The 20,648-nt window shown below is 71.8% G+C and carries 14 protein-coding genes and 1 pseudogene; 5 read left to right on the top strand and 10 right to left on the bottom strand.

Annotated elements, in window-relative coordinates; all coding sequences use genetic code 11:
• Positions 1-75: 75 nt before the first annotated feature.
• Positions 76-2,262 carry a penicillin-binding protein activator gene (locus tag ACN28I_RS24475; RefSeq protein ID WP_420944365.1) on the top strand — a complete coding sequence of 729 codons (2,187 nt, stop codon included), beginning with the start codon at positions 76-78 and terminating at the stop codon, positions 2,260-2,262.
• Positions 2,259-3,857 carry a WD40 repeat domain-containing protein gene (locus tag ACN28I_RS24470; RefSeq protein WP_420944364.1) on the top strand — a complete coding sequence of 533 codons (1,599 nt, stop codon included), beginning with the start codon at positions 2,259-2,261 and terminating at the stop codon, positions 3,855-3,857. The genes ACN28I_RS24475 and ACN28I_RS24470 overlap by 4 nt, the downstream gene beginning before the upstream one ends.
• Positions 3,858-3,966: 109 nt before the next feature.
• Here ACN28I_RS24470 and ACN28I_RS24465 read toward each other — a convergent pair.
• A pseudogene (locus ACN28I_RS24465) lies at positions 3,967-6,397 on the bottom strand (ribonuclease H-like domain-containing protein).
• A 10-nt stretch (positions 6,398-6,407) separates the two neighbouring features.
• Complete coding sequence (locus ACN28I_RS24460) at positions 6,408-7,100, bottom strand: NAD-binding oxidoreductase (RefSeq protein WP_420944363.1); 693 nt, start codon at positions 7,098-7,100, stop codon at positions 6,408-6,410.
• Between the two features lie 59 nt (positions 7,101-7,159).
• Between ACN28I_RS24460 and ACN28I_RS24455 the strand changes: the two genes are divergently transcribed.
• Positions 7,160-7,927, top strand: a complete 768-nt coding sequence (locus tag ACN28I_RS24455; protein ID WP_420944362.1) for a transglycosylase domain-containing protein — start codon at positions 7,160-7,162, stop codon at positions 7,925-7,927.
• A gap of 34 nt (positions 7,928-7,961) precedes the next feature.
• On the opposite strand, the gene ACN28I_RS24450 is transcribed toward ACN28I_RS24455, so the two are convergent.
• From ACN28I_RS24450 to ACN28I_RS24420, 7 genes are all read right to left on the bottom strand, one after another.
• A complete protein-coding gene (locus tag ACN28I_RS24450; RefSeq protein ID WP_420944361.1) occupies positions 7,962-9,695 on the bottom strand; it encodes a protein kinase domain-containing protein in 1,734 nt (577 codons plus the stop codon).
• Positions 9,696-9,782: 87 nt separating this feature from the next.
• Positions 9,783-11,381, bottom strand: a complete 1,599-nt coding sequence (locus ACN28I_RS24445; RefSeq protein WP_420944360.1) for a PE-PGRS family protein — start codon at positions 11,379-11,381, stop codon at positions 9,783-9,785.
• An 8-nt stretch (positions 11,382-11,389) separates the two neighbouring features.
• Positions 11,390-11,668 (bottom strand): hypothetical protein, encoded by a 279-nt coding sequence (locus ACN28I_RS24440; RefSeq protein ID WP_420944359.1) that lies wholly within the window; start codon positions 11,666-11,668, stop codon positions 11,390-11,392.
• The gene (locus ACN28I_RS24435; RefSeq protein WP_420944358.1) at positions 11,634-12,296 is read right to left on the bottom strand and encodes a hypothetical protein; all 663 of its coding nucleotides are present in this window, start codon (positions 12,294-12,296) and stop codon (positions 11,634-11,636) included. The genes ACN28I_RS24440 and ACN28I_RS24435 overlap by 35 nt, the downstream gene beginning before the upstream one ends.
• Before the next feature lie 95 nt (positions 12,297-12,391).
• Complete coding sequence (locus tag ACN28I_RS24430; RefSeq protein WP_420944357.1) at positions 12,392-14,212, bottom strand: ATPase, T2SS/T4P/T4SS family; 1,821 nt, start codon at positions 14,210-14,212, stop codon at positions 12,392-12,394.
• Positions 14,128-14,952 carry an Imm52 family immunity protein gene (locus ACN28I_RS24425; RefSeq protein ID WP_420944356.1) on the bottom strand — a complete coding sequence of 275 codons (825 nt, stop codon included), beginning with the start codon at positions 14,950-14,952 and terminating at the stop codon, positions 14,128-14,130. The genes ACN28I_RS24430 and ACN28I_RS24425 overlap by 85 nt, the downstream gene beginning before the upstream one ends.
• Positions 14,953-15,026: 74 nt before the next feature.
• Positions 15,027-16,778: a Tox-REase-5 domain-containing protein gene (locus ACN28I_RS24420; protein WP_420944355.1), complete on the bottom strand. Its 1,752-nt coding sequence runs from the start codon at positions 16,776-16,778 to the stop codon at positions 15,027-15,029.
• 268 nt (positions 16,779-17,046) lie between these two features.
• Here ACN28I_RS24420 and ACN28I_RS24415 point away from each other — a divergent pair, with 268 nt between their 5' ends.
• Entirely contained in the window at positions 17,047-19,230 is a 2,184-nt protein-coding gene (locus ACN28I_RS24415) for a serine/threonine protein kinase (protein WP_420944354.1), read from the top strand.
• Between the two features lie 54 nt (positions 19,231-19,284).
• Positions 19,285-19,890, top strand: a complete 606-nt coding sequence (locus tag ACN28I_RS24410) for a DUF2381 family protein (protein ID WP_420944353.1) — start codon at positions 19,285-19,287, stop codon at positions 19,888-19,890.
• Positions 19,891-19,919: 29 nt separating this feature from the next.
• On the opposite strand, the gene ACN28I_RS24405 is transcribed toward ACN28I_RS24410, so the two are convergent.
• On the bottom strand, positions 19,920-20,630 hold the full coding sequence (locus tag ACN28I_RS24405; RefSeq protein WP_420944352.1) for an Imm52 family immunity protein: 711 nt from the start codon (positions 20,628-20,630) through the stop codon (positions 19,920-19,922).
• Positions 20,631-20,648: the final 18 nt, after the last annotated feature.

Below are 20,648 nucleotides of genomic sequence, written 5' to 3'. Positions count from 1 at the left end.
CTGGTGCAAAACCCAGGAGGCGGGGTGGGGAATGTCCCCCCCGCTCGACTGTCGACGGAGGCGCGCCCCACTGCTATGCACACCCACACCATGGATGTTCGCCCCTCTCCGCGCCGCGCGCTGCTGCTCGCGCTGGTGCTGCTGATGTCCGCCTGCAAGACGCCCTCCGCCACGGGCGGTGGCTCTTCCCCTGGCCATTCGTCCGGCTCTTCCTCGGGCCAGGGCCGCAACGAAGACGTACCCCAGGGAGACCCGTTCCCCTCGAGGCCCTCCGTCGAGGCGCGCAAGGACGCGCAGGCGGACCAGGCGCTCGCCCAGGCCATCCAGCAGGCCGAGACGGCGCCGCGCAAGCAGGCCGCCGAGGCCTTCCTCGCGGTCCGCAAGGCGTACCCGCAGACGACGGCGGGCCAGGAGGCCCTCTACCGGGCGGGCGTGCTCTTCTACGACTCGCAGGACTACGTCAACGCGCGGAAGACCTTCAACGAGCTGCTCTTCGAGAACCCGCTCCATCCGCAGGCCACGGAGGCCAAGCGCCGGCTGGGCCGGGCCGCGTTGGAGGTGGGGGCGTTCCGCGACGCGTACCAGACGCTCTACAGCCTCGCCGAGCGCGCCGAGGGCGCCGAGCGCATCCAGTTGCTCGAGGACTCCGTGAAGGCGGCGGAGAAGGCGGGCCTGTACGGGCAGGCGCTGCGAATCTCGGTGGACCTGGCCGGCAACGCCCAGACGCCCGAGGCGCAGCAGGCCGCGGTGGCGCGGGTGCAGCAGTTGGTGGAGGGCCGCGCGGGCTTCATGGACGTGGCGGAGATCATGGAGGAGCTGTCTCCGGCCAACCCCGCCTGGCCGGTGCTGAGCTTCAAGCTGGCCCGCATCTACTACCACCTGCGTGACTGGACGCGGCTGGAGGAGCAGCTCAACCGTTTCCTGGCCGAGGCGCCCAACCACCCGTTCGCCGGTCAGGCCCGCGAGCTGCTCGCGCGCGCCACCCGCCGCGTGGACGTGCAGACGAAGACGGTGGGCGTGCTGCTGCCGCTGTCCGGCAGGTACAAGGCGGTGGGCGAGGCGGTGCTGCGGGGCATCAAGCTGGCCCTGGCCGGCAGCGACATCGAGCTCGTCGTCAAGGACACCCAGGGGGACGTGAACGTCACCGGGCAGGCCATGGAGCAGCTCGCCTTCGACGAGGGCGCCATCGCCGTGCTGGGCCCCATCACGGTGGACGAGTCCCGCCGCGCCGCGCTGCTGGCCGAGGAGCTGCAGGTGCCGCTGCTGACGCTCACGCGCCAGGAGGACATCACCGGCATCGGGCCCTTCGTCTTCCGCAACATGCTCACCAACTCGGCGCAGGCGCGGGCCATCGCCGACTTCGCGATGAAGCAGAAGGGCTTCAAGAGCTTCGCGATGCTCTACCCCAACATGACGTACGGGGTGGAGCTGGCCAACGACTTCTGGGACCACGTGGTGGCCAACGGCGGCCAGGTGCGCGGCGCCGAGACGTACGACCACGACCAGACGACGTTCACCACCGAGGCCAAGAAGCTGGTGGGCCGCTACTACCTGGAGGACCGGCTCGACTACATCGAGGGCGTGCGCGAGGTGCAGAAGGAGACCACCGGCCAGGACGCGTTCCGCAGGCGCAAGGCGATGGAGAAGATGAAGGGCAACGTGGAGCCCATCATCGACTTCGAGGCCATCTTCATCCCCGACGAGTGGAAGCGGGTGAGCCTGGTGGCGCCGGCGCTGGCGGTGGAGGACATCGTCACCAACGCCTGTGACGCGCGCGACCTGGAGCGCATCCGCAAGACGACGGGCCGCAAGGACCTCAAGACGGTGATGCTGCTGGGCACCAATGCGTGGAGCAGCGGCAAGGGCGCCAGCGGCCTGCCCGAGCTCGTCGAGCGCGGGGGCAAGTTCGTCACCTGCTCGGTGTACGTGGACGGCTTCTTCGTGGACTCGCAGCGGCCGGCCACGCAGCGCTTCGTGAAGGCCTACCGCCAGGCGAACCCCGGGGACCCGGGCCTGTTCGAGGCCTATGGCTACGACTCGGCGCGCATGGTGCGCCAGTTGCTCGAGTCGAAGCAGGCGCCCAAGAGCCGCGGGGAGTTCCGCGAGTCCCTGGCCAACGTGAAGGACTTCGACGGTGCCACGGGCAAGACGTCCTTCGATGAGAAGCGCGAGGCGCGCAAGCCCCTCTTCCTGCTCTCGGTGAGCAACAAGGGCGTGACGGAGGTGCCTCCGGAGCAGTCGGCGGCGCTGGGTGGCTCGTGAGGGCCGCCGCGCCTCGTGCGCTGTGGCTCGCGAGTCTGCTGTCCCTGGCGGGGTGCCGGCACGCCGCGCCGGTGCTCTCGCCGGACACCGCCTCCCGGTTGGAGTCCACGCCGGGCGGCTTCCTCGCCGGTGAGGTGGTGGGCCTCGAGGACGGCGCCGTCCTCGACCGCAAGGACTTCGTCTGGACGCTGGCCTTCTCGCCGGAGTCCTCGCGCGTGGCCTACTCGCACATGGGCGCGCGCGATTACCAGCTCGCGCTCTGGACGCTGAGGCCCTCGCTGGCGCGCGTGGTGGACCAGGCCCTCAACCCCTCCGAGTTCGACGTGGAGGCGCTGGCCTTCTCCCGGGACGGCTCGCTGCTGGCGAGCGCGGGCTGGGACGGCATGGTGCGCCTGCATGACGCGGCCACTGGCGCGCTGAAGGCGAGCCTGCGCACCGAGGAGCCCCTCACCGCGGTGGCCTTCCACCCGGCCGGGGGCTACCTCGTGGTGGGCAGCGCCCAGGGGTTGGTCACCGTGCTGCGCGTGGCGGACCTGGGCTTCTCCTTCGAGGCGCGGCCCCACACGGACCGGGTGAGCGCGCTCGCCTTCGCGCAGGACGGGACGCTGTACTCGGGGAGCTGGGACAAGCGCATCCGGGTGTTCGACGCGCGCGAGGAGGCGCTGCGGCGCGAGCAGGCGCGGGTGCGTTTCGAGCGGCGCGGGGGCTTCGCGGTGGTGGGTGGGACGCTCAACGGGAAGTCGCCGGTGGCCTTCGCGCTGGATGCGCGCGCGCCCGCGCTCGTGCTTGGCACGCAGGCGGCGGCGGCGGCCGGTATCGACACGGCCATGTTGCAGGAGACGGTGTCGCTGCCCACGGCGATGGGCTCCACGCTGGCGCGGGTGGCCCGTGGCCAGCACCTGCGCCTCAAGGGGCTGGAACTGGACGGCCTGGATGCGGCGGTGTGTGACGCGTGTCTGCCTCCGGGCGTGGGGGGCGTGCTGGGTGCTCCCTTCGCCGAGCGCGTGGACGTGGCCTTCGACGACGCCACGGGCGAGGCCGTGCTCACGCTGAAGGCTCCCGCGCCGGTGGGGCAGGAGGAGCGGGGGCTGGTGCTCGCTCCGCGCACCGGGTTCACCTTCGAGGCGCACGTGAATGACGTCACGCTCGACGCGGCCGGGCGCCGCCTGGGCGTGGCCTTCTCCGAGCCCAAGGCCGAGCGCAACCGCACCGTCTACGAGCGCGAGAAGAAGGGGCTCGTGGAGCCGCCCGCAGAGTGGAACGCCGCGGCGCTGGTGGACGCGGCCTCGGGGCAGGTGTTGCGGAAGTGGACGGCGCACCGGGGCGTGGTGGCCTCCGCGGGCATCTCCCCGGATGGGCGCTCGCTGGCGAGTGGTGGCTGGGACAAGCTGCTGTACGTCTGGCGCGAGGGGCAGGAGGCGCCGGTGGCGGAGCGGAAGTTCGGCTGGTCCGTGCGCCGGGTGCGCTTCAGCCCGGACGGGCGGCTGGTGGGCGTGGCTGCGTGGACGCCGCAGAAGGCCGCTGGAAACCAGGAGAGCGATCCAGCCGCGGCCCTCTTCCCCGTGCGCTACGCCGCTCCCACCGTGGAACGGTGAGGCGAGACCACTTCAGGGAACAATTCCCCTCTCCCGAAGGGCGAGGGGATATTGGGCGTGGTGGTCAACGCATGTTTCCAGGGGCCACCTTCGCGGACTGACCCTCACCCTAGCCCTCTCCCAGAGGGAGAGGGGACATCCACGGGTTCTCGGAATGGGGCTGCTCACTCTCGGGCTCGTCCAGCACCGTGAGGATCGGCCGGGCATCCGCCAGGGTCGGCGCGAAGAGGGACGGCTGCTCGGGATCGGCGAACACCGCCGCGAAGTCCTCGGGCGTCAGTGCGCGCACCAGCCGGGCCGCGAAGGTCTCGCGTAACTGCCGGGCGTAGAAGTCGGCGTCATAGTTCCGGGGATCCTTCCCCGTCTCGCCCGCCTCCGGCTCGGGCAGCAGTCCCGCACGCCCTCCCACCGCCCGGTACACCCGGACGTGCTCGCCGGAAGCCCAGTGGGTCCGCCCGCTCGCCAGCATGGCCTCGTAGGGCAGCTCGCGCCTGCGCGCGGCGAGGTATTGCGCCGGTGTCTTCGTCAGCCGGACCTGTGCCGCCACGCTCAGCGTCGGGAGCGTCCGCCGGCGCAGGGCCGTCACGGTCTCGACATAGGCGTCCCGCACGCCCGGGATGTCTCCCGCGAGCAGGCAGCGCAGCGCCCGGCGCAGGAAGTCCTCGCCGAAGGGCTCCGCCCGGCTGGACCGGAACGCCACGCCGCGCAGGATGAGCGCTCCGTCGTAGGGCTGCAGCGCGTAGTTCTTCGGTTCGTGCGAGAGCATCGCGGCGTAGCGTCCGTCGAACTCGAGGCGGACCTTGGGGGGCAGCAGGGCCGCGACTTCGGAGACCACCCGGCGCTCGTCGGCCTCGCTCCAGCCGTCCGGCACGGAGAAGTACACGCCGTCCGTGTCGGCCTCCAGCAGCGTGACGCCGCGCCGTGCCAGCTCCTGGCAGATCTGCGCCAACACCTCGCGTCCACGCCGCGTCACCTCGTTGGCGGCGTGCACGTCCGCGAAGCGCGTGAGCCCGCCCGCGCCCAGGTAGCCGTAGGCCGAGTTCACGACGATCTTCATCGCCGCGGAGAGCGCCTCATTCGTGTGCCGTTCCGGAGAGCCGGGCGCCGCGGCCTTCGCGCGAGCCTTGGCCGCCAGCCGCTGCTCCACGAGCCGGTCCACCAGCGCGAGCATCACGCCGAGCCGATCCCTCCGCGGGCCGATGCGGTACTGGCGCATCAGCGAGGGGTACAGGCTGGCGACGTCGGCCTTCACCACGTGCCGCGCCACGCCCGTGGCGAACAGGTGGAGCGCCGCGCCGCTGTGGGGTGTGCCGTCGCCTGGCTCATGGGCGGGCAGCGCGGCCCCCGCCCGGAGATAGGCGCGCACGAGCAGCGGGTCGATGACACCGGTGGCGGGCCCCGCGTCGGCGAGGCGCTCGTAGCGGCGCGGCGCCATCCGGGCGAGCGCGAAGGCCGCCCCGCCGAGCATGCGCGCCAGTCCGGCGGCCTCCGTCACGTCATCGCGGGCGTAGCGCCGCACGCGCTCGGGGTCGCTGCCGAAGACCTCGTACACCTGGGACCCTGGAATGTGCTCCCGTTCCGGGCCCGCGAGGCCCAGGTGCCGCGCGACGGCCTTGAGCCCGTGCCCCGGCAGCTCCCGGGTGGAGAAATCATGCCGCCGCACGGCATCCAGCGTGTCGATGAACTCGCGGCCGGGGACGGTGTACCGCGCGCGGCGCATCGCATCGTGGGCGGCTCCCCCCCGTCCGGGAGAGGCCCCTCGTGCGGCGGGACGCTGCCGCAGGCCCGGCGCACCGGCACGTCCCAGCGCGAGCGGCACGCCGAGCAACCGCGCTCGGTGGGCGATGAACGGGAGATCGAAGCCGTGCAGGTTGTGGTTCTCGAGCACGTCCGGGTCGATGGTGCGCACCCGCGCGACCAGCCGCTGGAGAAGGTCCGCCTCGGCGGCGTCGCCATCGCCGTGGGCCTCGAGGGTATCGGTCCTGCCCTCCGCATCCCGGATCGCCACGAGGAAGATCCGGTCGTGCGTGGGATCCAACCCGGTGGTTTCGAGATCCAACTGCATGCGGCGCAGGTCATCGAACCGGAAGCTCGCGGAAGTACGTGCGCCCCGAGGCGACGAGGTACTGCTCCTCGGGAGGAAGTGTGAGCACCGCCTGGGCGCCCAGCTCCCGCAGGTTCCCGAACGAGCGGCCGAGTCTCCGCGAGGCGCCCTGGAGCACGGCCGTGGCCAGCGCGCGCCCATCCTCCGCGCGGACCAGGTAGCGAAGCGCGCCGGGACCCTCCAGCTCCTGCCAGGTCACCCGGTACGGCGCGGGCCCCGCGTGCTCGGGCTGGAGCCTCGCGCCGAGGTGCTTCACATCCTCCAGCGAGGCGAGCAGCAACCAGGGACGGAAGCGCACATCCTCGCGCACGAGCGCGCCGCTCTGGGGAAGCCGCCGCCACACGAAGGCGCGGCCATCGGGCTCCGCCCACACCGAGACGATGCCGGGCGTGTCATCCCAGCCCCAGAGCCACTCATCCTCCGGCGTGTGCGCCATCGTGGGCTCTTCAGTAGTTGAGGTGGATGGCCTCGCGGGGCAGCCCGAGCGTCCGCAGCGCGTCGATCACCCCCTGCACCATGCCCGACTGGCCGCAGACGAAGGCCACGGTGTCCTCCACCTGCTCCTCGTCCAGGCACGCCTGCACGTAACCGGTGAGGCCCTGCCAGCCGCTCGCGCCCGGCTGGCTCACCGTGCGCACCACGCGGATGCCCGCCGCCTCCCAGTGCTGCAGCTCGTCCTCGTAGGCGAAGGCCTGAGGGGTGCGCGCTCCGAAGTACAGCGTCACCCGCCCGTAGGCGCTCCGCTCCTGGCGGATGCTCTCGATGACGGAGCGGATGGGGGAGATGCCCGAGCCGGTGGCGAACAGCAGCAGGTTCCCGCCCCGCGCCCGCACCAGGGGGAAGCCCCGGCCTTCGGGACGCCCGCTGTGCACCGGGGCCCCCGGCTGCAGCTTCACCAGGGCATCCGCCAGCGGGCTGCCCCCCTTGAGGAGGAACTCCCAGCGGGTACCGAAGGGCTCCGGGGCCGAGGCGATGGCGAACAGACTCTCGCCCACCTCGGGCAGGGCCAGCCGCACGTACTGCCCCGGGGTGCGATGGGTCCCCACCAGCGGGGTTCCGCCAATGTCCAGGACGAGCTCGGTGAGGCCCTCCGCGGCCGGGAGGACGGCTGCCACGGTGGTGGGGTGCCAGTCGTTCATGTCGGAACTTGATTTAACCCGGACCCGGCCCGCCGTCGCCCTTTGATAACCTGGGGGGCGTGAAGACCCTGCTCTGGTTGGTGTTGTTCCTCATCGGGCTGGCCGGCGTGGTGCTGCCGGCCCTCTACCTCCATACCGCCAGCAAGCTGCCCCAGCTCGAGACGGAGTTCGACCTGGAGAAGCAGCTGCGCCACTCCATCGAGGGGGAGCGGATGAGCCTCCAGGCGGGCACCTTCGGGCCCAAGCGGCCCATTGCCTACGCGCGGCCGGACTTCTCGCGCCTGCCCAAGGACCTGGTGGCCCTCTACATCGCGCAGCTCGGGTGCCCCACCTACTTCCAGACGCGGCGCGAGGACGGTGCGAAGTGGGCCTGGCGCCTCTTCTCCGTCGTCACCTTCGGCACCGAGCCGCCGGGGGATGGGGCCTGCGAGCGGCGCATCGCCACGCGGCTCGCCGTGGCGCTGGGCATCCCGGGCTCGCTGGAGCAGGCGGTGGCGGCCAACCGCCTGCACTCCTTCCTCCAGAAGGACCAGCTCATCGCCTATGACCTGTCCACCCTCTACTTCGACCGGGGCGTCGTCGGGGTGGAGGACGCGGCCTTCAAGGTCTTCGGGCGCGAGCTGGACACGCTCAAGCTGCCGGAGCTGGCCGAGCTGGCGCTCACCCTGCCGCCGCACGAGATGTACTGGGATGCGCTCGTGTGCCGCAACGCGAGCCTCATCCGGCAGAACCGGGACGTGCTGCTGTCGGACCTGGCGACCTACAAGCTGGTGACCGAGGAGCGGGCGCGCAACGCCATGGCCCAGCCCGTCATCTGCAGCAAGTGAGGCGCCGGGGGCCTGGCGCGGGCCGGGCCCCTCGTCACTTGCGGCGCAGGAAGAACTTCTCCCAGCCGTCCAGCTCCTTGGCCACCTGACGGCGCTCCTCGGCCGTCGTGGCCGCCTCGGCCTTCTTGCGGATGTTCTCGAGGGTGCGGCGCGTGGCGGGGCTGAGCTTCTGGCCGGACTCGGAGAGCGTGTCGACTTCCTTGTCCAGCTTGCGGATGCGGGTGAGCAGCGCGGCCTGGGTGAGCGAGCGCTTCACCGGAGGCTCCGGCGTCTCGGTCGCCGTCACCACCTGCGCCGCCGGCTGCACGGCGTTGCCCTGCTGGGCCGTGGCGCTGGCCGGAAGGACGCTGCCCGCGTCGGGCACCGCGGCCGGGGGCGGCGTCTGCTGCGCCAGGCCCGCGCCCGCGTCCGGCGTGGGCTCCACCACCGGCTGAGGCGCGGGCTTCACGGGCTCCGGGGGCGGCGCGATGACCACCTGCGGCGGCGGGGTGGGCTCTCCGCGCAGGGCGAGCACGAGGCCACCGCCCACGGCCACCAGCGCGAGTGCTCCCACGCCCATGAGCAGCCGCCGCGAGGACGTGCCGCCCGTGTCGCGCGGCGTCTCGGGTGGGGGCCGCGGCTTCACCGGCTCGGGCGCCGGGACGGGCTCGGGCTCGAGGGGCTCGGCGGGCGCCAGGTCCCGCGGCGTCTCCCGGCGGGCGGGCTCCGGGGCGGTGGGGCGGGCCTGGGCCGGGTGGGCGAGGGTGTCGCGCAGCCGCTGGAGCTGGCGGCGGAGCTGCTCGGCGGAACCGGGGCGCGCCTCCGGATCCTTGGTGAGCATCTGCAGGACGAAGGCGTCGAGCGCCGCGGGCAGCTCGGGGACGAACTCCGAGGGCCTCGGCGGCCGCGCGTCCACGTGCTTCATCAGCAGATCCACCGGCGAGGTGCCGGTGAAGGGCAGCCGGCCGGTGACCATCTCGAAGGCCACCACGCCCAGGGCGTAGAGGTCCGTCATGGGCCCCACGGGCTGGCCCCGGGCCTGCTCGGGCGCCATGTACTCCGGGGTGCCCACCACCATGTCCGTGCGCGTCTGCGCGGTGCGCCCGGTGGGCAGGCCCATCTTCGCCAGGCCGAAGTCCAGCAGCTTCACGTAGCGCGAGCCGTCCGGCTGCTTCACCAGGTAGATGTTGCTCGGCTTGAGGTCGCGGTGCACCACGCCGGCCCCGTGCGCGGCGCCCAGCGCGCTGAGCACCTCGTCGAGGATGTCCAGCGCCTCGGACACCGGCAGCCGGCCCTTCTCCGTCAGGTGCGCGTCGAGGGCCACGCCCTCGAGGTACTCCATGATGATGTACTGGCGGCCGTCGGGCACCTGGCCGAAGCCGAAGATGTCCACGATGCCGCGGTGGCGGATGGCGTTGACGGCGCGGGCCTCGGCCAGCAGGCGCGCCACCTGCTCCTCGGCGGCGGCCAGCTCCGGGCGCAGCACCTTCACCGCCACGCGCTTGCCGATCAGCGGCTGGATGCCTTCGTACACCAGGCCCATGCCGCCCACGCCGATGCGCTGGCGCAGCTCGTACTCACCGACCTTCAACCCGGTGAGCGGATCCTGCGCGGAGGAGTCGTCCATCACGTGCACCGTCCTCCCGGGTGACGTCCGGCGTGCGCCTCCCGGGTCGCCGCTGAAGGGCGAGGTCGAGGCGTCGAGCAGCACGGTGCCGTCGCGTGGGCAGATATCGGTATCCGCCGGCACGGAGAGACCGCAGGTTTCGCAGAGACGGGAGTCAGCCATCGGGGAAGTGGCCCCAGGGTAGCAGACCGGGAGCGGATTCCCACAAGCAGGCGACCAGGCGGGGGGGACCCGCCTGGTCGGATGCCGTCAAGGGGACGTGGAGAGGCAGTTGTGGACGTCCTGCTGGAGGACCTTCAGGTTGGTGGGGCCGGGGCCCTCACCGGGCGCGCCCGCGGGGCCCCGCGTGACGCGCGTGTCCTTCTGGGTCACGGACGAGCCGGTCTCGCACCACAGCCCCACGGAGGGGCCACCCGCGCCGTTGCCGCCGTGGCCTCCATTGCCGCCCTTGCCCCCGTTGCCGCCGTTGCCGCCCACGCCTCCCACGACCGTCACCTTGTACGTGGGATGCGTCTGGGGGTTCGTCTGGCCTCCGGGTGCGCCCACCCCGCCGGTGCTTCCGATGCCGCCCCTTCCGCCGTTGCCGCCCTTGCCTCCGCCGGCCGTCACCAGGGTGGTGCTCTCCAACTCCACGTGCCCGTTGATGACGAGCACGGCGATGGAGGCCCCGCCGCCCTGGCCGCCGTTGCCGCCCTGGCCCGGGCAGCCGCCAGCGCCTCCACCCCCGCCGCCGCCTCCCTTCGACACGGCCTCGCCGCCCGCGGAGACCACGCCACCGCCACCGCCACCGCCACCGCCACCGCCCGGTTCTCCCACCCGGCCGGCGTCGCCCGCGCTGGCGCGCCACGTTCCGCCCTCCAGCACGCCGGTCTCATGGCCCGCGGGGCCGGCCATTCCATTGCCTCCATCGAAGCCCTCCTGCCCGGGGTTGCCGGGCTTGCCCCGGAAGGTGCAGCCGCTGCAGCTCAGGTTGGCGTCGTAGTCGGCGGCTCCCGGGGTCCCCCCATCCGAGGAGGGAAGGCCCCCCTCGCCGCTCGTGGCGGGCAGGCCGAAGGTGCCTCCCTTGCCCCCGGTTCCTCCCCGGTAGGTGCCACACGCGCTGTTGCCGGGCGTTCCACCCACGGCCTGCGTGTCGGCCGGCGTCTCGACGGGGTTGGGGGGTTGGCCACCATCCGCGGCGTGTGGGATGTCGCCGCCGGGGGTGCCATCCCTGCCGGGCTTGCCGGCCGCGGCCGCCACCTCCACATGACGCAGGCGCACGCTCGCGTCCAGCACCCGCAGGCCGATGGAGGGTGCTCCAGGCTCGGAGCCCTGGATGGCGTTGATGTGCAGCCGCTCCAGGGTGATGACCCCGGCGTCCGGGTCCGGCCGGGTCACCGTCAGGCCGATGCTGCCTCCGTTGATGCGCGCGATGTGGTCGGCGCTCCGCTTCCAGTTCCCGTCCAGGCCGCTGTAGCCGCCGTAGAGGGAGACGGGCATGTTCAGCTCCAGCCCCGGCTCGTTGTAGTCACCCTGGGCGAGGTAGAGCACCCCGCCGCCGTCGGCGGCCACGGGCAGGGCGTACTGGAGGGTCTTGAACGGGGCCTCGCGGGTCCCGGGATTGACGCGGTCCAGGCCCCGGGAGGGATCGACGAAGAAGCCGCCGTCGGCGGCGCCGTCGAAGTCGTCGCAGTTGGAGTCGTGGAAGAGATCATCCGGCAGGTCCACCGCCGAGCGATCGCACCCGCTGGGCTGGCACTGGCCGGAGGCCACGCATTCCTCGAACGCCGTCTTGAAGTCGAAGCAACCGGTGGTGGCCAGCAGCGCCAGCACGAGCCCCGCGGCGAAAGGCTTCTTCGTCTCGAGCATGTGAGTCCTCACGGGAGTGTTCCGGCCACACCCACCATCCCGCCGCCGTTGCCCACGGAGGCGGTGGGCCGCACCTGAGAAGGCGTGCCCGGGTCCTTGCCAGACAGCAGATAGATGAGCCCCGTCGTCACCACGCCGGCCGCGCCCGCCGCGAAGGAGGCCCGGCTCAGCCACTGCGCCCGCTCGCCCGAGGCCCGCAGCCCGGCGCCGTCCGTGGGGCCGGAGACCCGCTTCGCCTTGAGGGCGGCGTAGTCATTGCTGGCCTGCACGTAGAAGACCGTGCCCACGCCCAGGAGCACCGCGCCACCGGCGGCCGGCATCCACGCCCAGCCCGGCGCGCTCGAGCGCGAGGCCGTCACCTCGGGCGTCACCGGCACCGGCTGGACGGGCGTGGGGAGGGGCTGGGGCTGGAGTCTCGACCAGGGGCTCCGAGGACGGACGCAGCGCGCGGCGCACCGGCGGCACCACCTTCTCGCTGGCCTGGGTGAGCGCGTCGAGCAACTGGTCCTCGCGCACGCCCGGCACGTAGTGCTCGGAGAGCTGCTCGCCGTCGCGCGTGGCGTAGGCCTTCAGGCCCACCCGGTAGCCGCTGAGGAACTGCACCAGCTCGGCGATCACCACCGCGTCGGCCTGGGCGGCCTCGCCCATCGTGATGCGGCAGGCGGCCTCCAGCCGGTTGCACCCGAGCACCGTCTTGCGCTGCGCGGGCGGCAGCCGCTGCGACAGCTCCGAGGCGCGGACCACCTGCAGCCCCTGCGTCTTGAGCTGCTCGTACACATGCTCCTGGGCGAAGGAGACGATGTGGGAGGGGACCCCCGCGGCTTCGGGCGGGGCGATCAGCACGGTGAGCGGTGCCTCGGAGGTCGCGGGCGCCTGGCCGAGCACGACGAGCGTGGCGAGGAGTGAAAGGAACACGGTGGCGTCACTTTCCCCTCATGTGGCGCCTACCGCAAGGTCACGCACTCCAAGTAATGCGGGGTGCGTGAGCGCGTGTGTCCAGGCGAGCGGGCTCAGCGGCGGGGCTTCTCGGGGATGGGCTTGATGTGCGTCTTCTCCGAGCTGTCCAACTCGCGCGGTGCGTCATCGTCCTCCAGGTCCTCCGAGGGGACGGGAGGAGGAGGCCGCACGGGAGCGGGAGCGGGCCTGCGAGGAGGCGCCGCCACGGCGGGGCGTGCGCCGGTGGGCGAGGCGGGACGCGGCGGAGGCGTGGCGGGACGGGCCGGACGCGGCGGAGGGATGCCGCGGCCCTGGGTCGCGTCGAGATCCTCGGCCATGAGGTCCGCGGACACCTGCACGCTGGGCTCGTCGGGGGGAGCGCCGAACCCGTCATCCGCCTCGGAGGCGAAGGGGTTGCGCGTGGGCGGCGGCGTCTTGTCGGGGTCCTGCTCCATGACGGGCGGGGGAGGACGGTTGGCGGGCAGGTTGGGCCTCGGGGCGGGCCCGGTGCGCGCGGCGGGAACCTCGTTTGTCCGGGACCGCGCGGGCGGCTCGGGAGCCCGGGGGGCCGCGATGGGGAGGTTGGCGGGCACCTGCACCTGCACCGGCGCGGAGGCGGGCGACGGGGGCTTGTCGCCCTTGGCGTCGTGGGCCTCGTCCTTCAGGCGCTGCTCGAAGTCCGCCCACTCCTTCTTGAAGCTGGAGGGATCCTGCTCGCCGCGCTCGCGGTGCTTGAGCGAGGGGGCCCAGCGCACGGTGTAGCTCTCACCGGCCTGGAAGGAGGGCGGGGGCGGCACGCCGTAGGTGGCCGGGTCGAAGAAGGACTCGTCCAGGTCCGAGAAGCCGTAGGCGCGCGCCCGGGCGACGAAGTTGGGGATGATGCCGGTGGGCGCGTGGTAGCCGAGGATGTGGCCGTCCTCGTCCTTCGTCACCGGGGTGAAGACGAAGATGTCCTGGGTGCGGTAGTCGCCCTTCTCGGTGAGGGGGAGCACCTCGGAGAGGGCAATCGTCTTACGGCTGCCGTCGTGGAGACGCTCGCAGCAGACGATGAAGTTGATGGCGCTGGCGACCTGGGCGCGGATGGCCACCATGGGCAGGTCGATGCCGGACATGAGGCAGAGCGACTCGATGCGGCGCAGGGTGTCGGTGGGCGTGTTGGCGTGGGTGGTGGCCAGCGAGCCGCCGTGGCCGGTGTTCATCGCCTGCACGAGGTAGAAGGCCTCGCCGCCGCGCACCTCGCCCACCACGATGCGGTCCGGGCGCAGACGCAGGGCCGAGTTGAGCAGGTCTCCCATGTCCACGCCGCCCTTGCCGAACTTGTCCGGGGGCCGGCTCTCGAAGGGCACGAGGTGGGACTGGTTGAGCTGGAGCTCGGCCGAGTCCTCGATGGTGAGGATGCGCTCCTCGTCGGGGATGAGGGAGGAGACGATGTTGAGCAGCGTCGTCTTGCCCGAGCCCGTCCCGCCGGACACCAGCATGTTGAGCTTGGTGTGGATGCCCGCGTCGATGAGCCGCGCCATCTGCGGCGTCATGGACTTGAATTTGATCAAGGACTCGATGGTGAGCTTGTCCTTGAAGAACTTGCGGATGGAGATGGTGGTGCCCTTGCGGGCGATGGGCGGGATGACGACGTGGATGCGGCTGCCGTCGGGCAGGCGCGCGTCCAGGCGGGGGCGCTCGTCATTGAGGAGGCGGCCGACGAACTGCGCCATGTTGCGCGCGGCGCCGATCAGCCCTTCTTCGGTGAACGTGGCATCGGTCTTGGAGACCTTGCCCTTGCGCTCGATCCAGATGTCGGTGGGCCCGTTGATCATGATCTCGGAGACCGAGGGGTCGTCGAGATAGGGGAGGACGGGCTTGAGGAAGGCGCGGAGCGACTCGTTGTACATCGACATGGCGCCCCCGAGGGTAGCCCGACTGGGGCCGAGGCCCAAGTAGACGGCTTGCTTGACGGGAGGGAGGGGAGACGGGCGGCTGGGGAACGGCTCAGCTGCAGCTCCGTCAGCAACCCCGCCCCGTCGAGCAGTCCGCGAACCTGGTCGGCCAGGGCCACGTGAGCCGGGTCGTGCCCGTTGAAGCGCTCCGGGGTGAGAATGACGAGCGTGCCCTTGTCCTCCACTGGCGCGGTCCGCACCGGCTCTGGCAGGGGGGGCACCTCTCCCCGGTTCCGGGAGAAGTACATCAGCCAACCCATATGGGGGGGGCCCACGGGTTCATCTCGTAGTTCCTGATAGGCTTGCGAGTAGACCCCGCCATCGTCCGGCTCCCAGGCCAGCACCATGGCACGCATCATCTCCGTCAGCACGGACGCGGTGAGCACGCGTTCCGCTCCCGGCCCTTCATCTGGCAGATAAAGAAGACAATTGTTCGGTGGAGGCGTCACGGCGGAACCACAGCTGAGCATCACACTGCCGCCATGCCCATCCTCCTCGTGCCCTGTCCATGCACTGAAGCTGACGCCGAATGCCCCCTCGTTGTACTTCCTGCTCTTGAAGAAGCGCAGGAGGGTCTCATAGGTGGGCTCGAACCGCAGTTGCAGTGCTTTCTTGAGCGAGTTCGCCTGCTCGAACCATCGAGCATAGGTCGGGTCGCATTGGGACAGAAGACGGAAGAGAGCTCCGCACGCCGAGCGCATTCGTCCGCGGACTCCTTGCGACCTGACCAGTAGACTCCCGCATAGAAGTCGTCTTGCATGGACATGCCACAGGGCTACGGCGGCGTGTGGACCACGTCAATTCCCTGGATTCTGTTCCTCTTGAACAACTTCTTGAGGATGGCGACCATCTGGGGCTCCGCGACATTCCAGCGGATGGGGACACCATTGGCCACCCGCTGCTGCCGTTGAGCCTGTCTGACAAGCCGCTCCGCGCCCTTGAAATGTCGCTTGGGATTGAGCTTCGCGTCGAAGTGCTTCTCGTAGCCCAGGCCCTTGGTCTCCTGGAGGATGCCCCCGTCGAAGCCATCGAAGTCCGCCTTCTCTCCGTTGCGCCACACGCGGTACACCCAGCCTGCGGGGGCCTTCGTCACCTTGTGCTGGAAGGCGCGCGAGCGCGGTGACATCCACTCGTTCTTGGGTACCCACTGGCCGGGCCCGCCCACGGGCGGCACCCAGTTGCCTCCCCCGCCCGAGCCCACCTGGGCCAGGTGAATGCCCCAGGTAACGCTCAACCCCTGTCCCGCCACGGCCACGGCCCGCCCGGGCACCGCCACCAGCCGCAGCACCAGCTCGCCCTTGCGCGTCAGCGTCAGCACGGGCACCGACAGTCGGCCGAGCTTCTCGCCCCATTGCACCGACTTCACCGCCCCCGCCCCCGAGGTGCCCACCGTCAGCAGCGCGTTGGCCATCAGCCGCGACACCGTGCGCACCTGCTCGCCCCGCGGCTTCTGGCGGAACGCTTCCCAGTACTCGGGGGCGTTCTGGAGGAGCACGCGCGCCACCCCCGGCAACTGGGCGATTCCCTCCAACGTCTCGTCCGGTTCGACGACGAGCCGGTAGAGCGCCTCCACCGTATCCCCCAGCGCCAGTCCCACCCCGTCCAGTGCCGGCAGCACCACGCCGTCATCCGGCACGTAGGGGCCCAGTGGCTTCGCGCCCCGGGGCACCTCCAGCCCCGTGTCCACCGGCCACAGTTGCCCGTCCTCCACCGCGTGGAAGGGGCCTACCTCGTAGCGGCCCGCGCGCAGCGTGCCGTCCTCGGCGAGCCGAACCTCTCCGGCCCGCTGCACCGCTTCTCCCGTCACCACCTCCACCACGTAGCCGTCTGGCCGCACCACCCGCAGCCGGTGGAAGCGGTCCATGCGCGCGTGCAGCTCCTCGCGCGTCACGGGTCTCTCGCCCGTGGCCACCTCCAGCAGCAGGTGCGCCGCCATGCGCTGGCGGGGAAACTCCACGAGCCCCGCCTCCGCCTCCACCAGGTGTCCCAGCAGTCGCACCGCTTGCTCGGGTGACAGGGTGGGACCGTTCTTGGGCAGCACCTCGTGGGGCACGCCCACCTGCGCGAGCAGGCCTTGGAAGTGGTCCAGGCTGAAGGGCACCGGCCAGGGGTGTCCGTCCCCCACGCCATCGCGCCAGCCCACCGGGCCCGCTTCCCCGTCCTCCAGCGGCTCCTCCTCCGGCACCGGGTGGCCTGCCCTCGAGCCGGGTGCGCCTCCGGGTACGTTCGCCACGGCTTCCGGGGCACTCCACTCCTCGTCGAAATCGTCCTCCGGGTCGTCGTCCTCGTCGGGCGAGGGGGCCTCCTCTACCGGTGCCGCGGTCCGCGTGGAGTCGGTCGCGGGCCTGGGCAGGCGCGCCTGTGCGGCGAAGGCCGGTGTCAGGCGGTGGGGGCGCGGGCTCCCCAACAGCCCGGCTGGAGGCGCTCCCGTGGCGCACCCGCCCAGCATCCAGGCCACCAGCAGCAGGAGCGTGCCCGCGTGCCACCGCGCGTGACGACAGCAGGAGACAGCGAGCCCCGCGAACATGCGTCCTCCTGGAGTGCTTCGTGGTCCCCAGGCTACGGCTCGCCCTGACGCACCCGCGCCCATGTCTCGCGACCTGAAGCCACCTGATGGGTTTGGCTCGCCAGCCTGGCCATGCTGGGTTACCTCGCGGACTCGCGGCAGCCCGCGGCGGACGGGGCAGGGCCCGCCCAGGTGTAGACGTCTACACCTGATGTGGGGGGGCACTTCTCCCCGGGCCTCACCTGGGAGGTGGGTGCTGTTACACTGCCCCACCTCGGAGGTGGTGCGCATGAGCGAAGCCGGCACGGACAGCGGTGGGCAGGAGCAGCGGCGGCCGGAGGAGTGGGCGCACCTCCCGCACGAGTCCGCACCGTGGCGGCCGGGGCCGGGGCTGGAAGTGGCCGGCTACCGGCTGGAGGCGAGGCTGGGCACCGGCGGCCAGGGCACGGTGTTCCGAGCCACGCGCGGGGGACAGCAGTACGCGGTGAAGTTCCTCTTCCTGCCGCGCTCGGCGCCCTGGGCCTGGCGCGAGCGCGACGTCATGGTGAAGCTCAGCCACGCGGGCGGCCTGCCCCTGGTGGACGAGGGCGTGTGGCCCGAGCACCCGCCGCTCTACCTCTTCCTCGTCATGCCCCTGGTGCGCGGGCTGCCGCTGGACGTGTGGACGCGCGTCAACAACCCCTGTGCCCTCCAGGCGGCGCAGCTCTTCGGCCAGGCGGCGCGCCAGCTCTCGGTGGTGCACGCGGCCGGAGTCGTCCACCGGGACGTGAAGGGCGCCAACCTGCTGGTGTACGGCGAGGACCGGGTGGTGCTGGTGGACTTCGGGGTGGCCACCTACGAGGACGCCCCACCGGTGACGGGGGCCCTTCCCCCGGGTACCTGGCCCTATCTCAGTCCCCGGGTGTGGCGCTCCTGGCGCGGCGAGGAGGCGTCGCGCGCCAGCCCGGGCGATGACCTGTGGGCGCTCGGGGTGGAACTCTACCTCGTGCTCACGGGCCGGCTGCCCTTCCTGGGCGGCGAGGGCGAGCTGGTGCACGCCATCCTGCGCCAGGAGCCGCCGGTGCCGCACGAGTACAACCCCCGGGTGCCGCGGGCGCTGGGCGAGGTGTGCTGGCGCATGCTGCGCAAGCAGCCCGGGGAGCGGTACGCGGATGCGCTCGCGGTGGACGCGGCCCTCGGGGAGGCGCTGAAGCAGGCGGACGAGACGTGGCGGGTGCCGCTGTGCGAGGCGTGGGGGCCGCACCACGCCACCACCGTGCGCGAGCGCGACATGTGGCAGGGGGCGGACCTGCTGGCCCTCTATGCGCGGCTGGCCTCCTACCCCCGGGGGCCGGTGCGCGGCAGGCCGCGTGCGCGCGACGAGGTGTCCACCCTGCTCTCGCGGGGGCCGCCGCCAGGGCCTGGCCTCGAGGCTCCCGCCGGGGGCACGGTGTCCACGGAGCCGTCCGTGACGCTCCCCGCGCCACAGGTGGCGCTCGAGGTGGACGGGCCCCGGGCCGCCTCGCGAGAGGCCGTGACGCTCGCCGGGCCCGGCGGGGCGCGAGTGGAGGACGCGCCCCAGTCGGAGACACCACCGGCCGTGCCCGTCCGGGAGGCCGCCCTGCCCGCGGTGCGCTCGCGCCGGGTGCTCCTGGCCACCGCCGCGGTGCTCGCGTTGGGCCTGGGCGTGTGGCTCGCCGCTCGCCCGCCGCCTGGCTCCGGGTCCACCACCCCACCGCTGGGGACACCCCTCGTCAGCCTACCGGAGGAGTTCCTTCCTATCACCCTGGAGCCTTCTGGCCAGGAAGTGGCGCCCCCGTGGAAGCGGCCGGAAGGTGACGGTGGCGCGGCGCCCGAAGCGGCGGCAATCCCCGCGCCCGTCGCCCCCGCGACGCGCTCCCAGGAGACGCGCGTGAAGACTCCAGCGAAGGTCCCCGCCCCCCCGCGGCAGCAGCCGAAGCAGACGGGCTCCACGGCCGGAAGGGTGGGCTCGCTCATGCTCGGCTGTGCCCTCGCCACCGGCTGCCCCGGCCCCACCACCACGCCCCAGGTGCGGCCTACGCCCCCACTCCCGCCTCCCGCCGAGTGCCCGGAAGGCGCCGCCCAGGCCATGAAGGAGCTGGGCCTGCTGTACACAGGCTCTCGGGGGGTGGTCGACGTTGGCACCCGCGACAGGTTCATCATCGTGCGTCCGGGCCCGGTCACTATTCCTCTGATGGGGGGGTTTGGGGATTGGGGCAAGTTGCCGGTAGGCACCCTGTTCACCGGCGAGCGGCTCTTCGGGGAGCGTGTGCACGGCCGCTTCACCCAGGCCCACACGCCCGACGGGCACACGTATCCGGTGTGCCTGGAGTTTCGCGACGGGGCGGAGTGGGGCTGGGAGAGGTTTGAAGACTTTGGCCAGGACCTCGCCAGGATCTCCACGGGTGGGACTCTCGAACCGGTGAAGCGTTTCGGGGAGGCGTGGCGGTACAAGGACCGGACGAGGCCGTAGGAGCATACGTCGGAGGCCCTGTTGCACTGGTTCACTCCGGAGGTCACCCCGCTCATGCCTTCCCTGCTCACCGCCCCTTTGTTGCTCGCGCTCTTCCCGGCCCTGTCGGCCCCCGGGCAGGTCTACCTCCAGCCCCGCTCCTGCGAGTCGTTGTACCTGGAGTCCCGTCAGCCGCGCGAACGGGCGGAGCGGTGCGAGGCCGAGCTGGAGCAGGAGCACACCCGCCCGGAGGGGCCGCGCCCCAGCGGCATCACGGACCTGTTCGATGCCGGGCTGGTGGGGGAGGGCCAGGGCGTCGTGGTGCGGCACATCATCAATGATGTCACCCAGAGCCCCGATGAAATGCTCAGCGTGAAGAAGGCCTGGAGCTACCGCGCCGAGCCGCGGAGCCTCGTGGCGGTGGAGCTGCGGGTGTTGAACACGAGCCTCCTGCCTTGGACGGCGGACAGCGTCGAGGGAGCGGAGCTCGTGAGCACGCAAGGTGTGCGGCTGCGGGTGGTGCGGGTGTGGCAGCGCACGCCCGCCGAGCCCGGAGTGCTGGCGCAGCTCGTGGTGGAGGCGGAGGCCACGGTCGAGCAGTGCCAGGGCACCTTCCTCCTGAAGCTGGGCGAGGCGGGAGGGCCGCGCACCCTCACCGTGCGCGGCGTGAGCTTCCCTTGAGCGACGGAGCCGCCTGCTCCTGGCCCGGTTCATTTCCCGAGCGGTGGTATCAGCCCCGCCTTCTCGAGCTGCTCGCGAACGCTCGCGGCCAGAGCGACATGTGCCGGGTTCTCCAGGGAGAAGCGCTCCCTCGTGAGGAGGATGAGCGTGCCCTGGTCCTCCAGCGGCTCGAGGTGCACCTGCTCCGGAAGGGGAGGCAGGCTTCCGCACCGGTTGGCGACATAGGTGAGCCACCCGACGCAGGGGCGCCCATCCTCCATCGCCTTGCGCGTGACCCGGTCACCCTCGGCGATCACCGCGCACCCGTCCGCGTCCCACACCCGCACGATGGTGCGCACCACCTGCTTCAGCACGGGGAGGGCGAGCACCCGGCTGGCGGCCGGCTCCTCCCGAGGCAGGTAGAGCTGACACCCGTTGGCATAGTAGGGACTGTTGGAGCCGCAGAGGAAGCGCAGCATGCCGCCACGCCCCTGCCGCTCCTGCCCCGTCCAGGCCTCGAAGGTGAACACGTCCCTGTCGAGCCGGTACTTCCTTCTCTTGAAGAAGCGGAGGAAGGCCTCGGAAGTAGGCTCGAACGGCAGCCCGAGCGAGTGCTTGCGCGAGTACGCGAACTCGAACCAGCTCGCATATGCCGGGTCGCACTGGCCCAATTGCTGGAAGAGTGCCTCCACGCGCTGGGCACACTCCTCGGCGGATTCCCTACGGCCTGCCCAATGTGCTCCCACCTGGAAAGGTTCCATGAATCAATACTACGCCAT

Source organism: Archangium gephyra (assembly GCF_049060025.1).
GTDB lineage: Bacteria > Myxococcota > Myxococcia > Myxococcales > Myxococcaceae > Archangium > Archangium gephyra_A.
The sequence above is the reverse complement of the archived record's forward strand: the minus strand, read 5'-3'. Positions and strand labels throughout refer to the sequence as shown.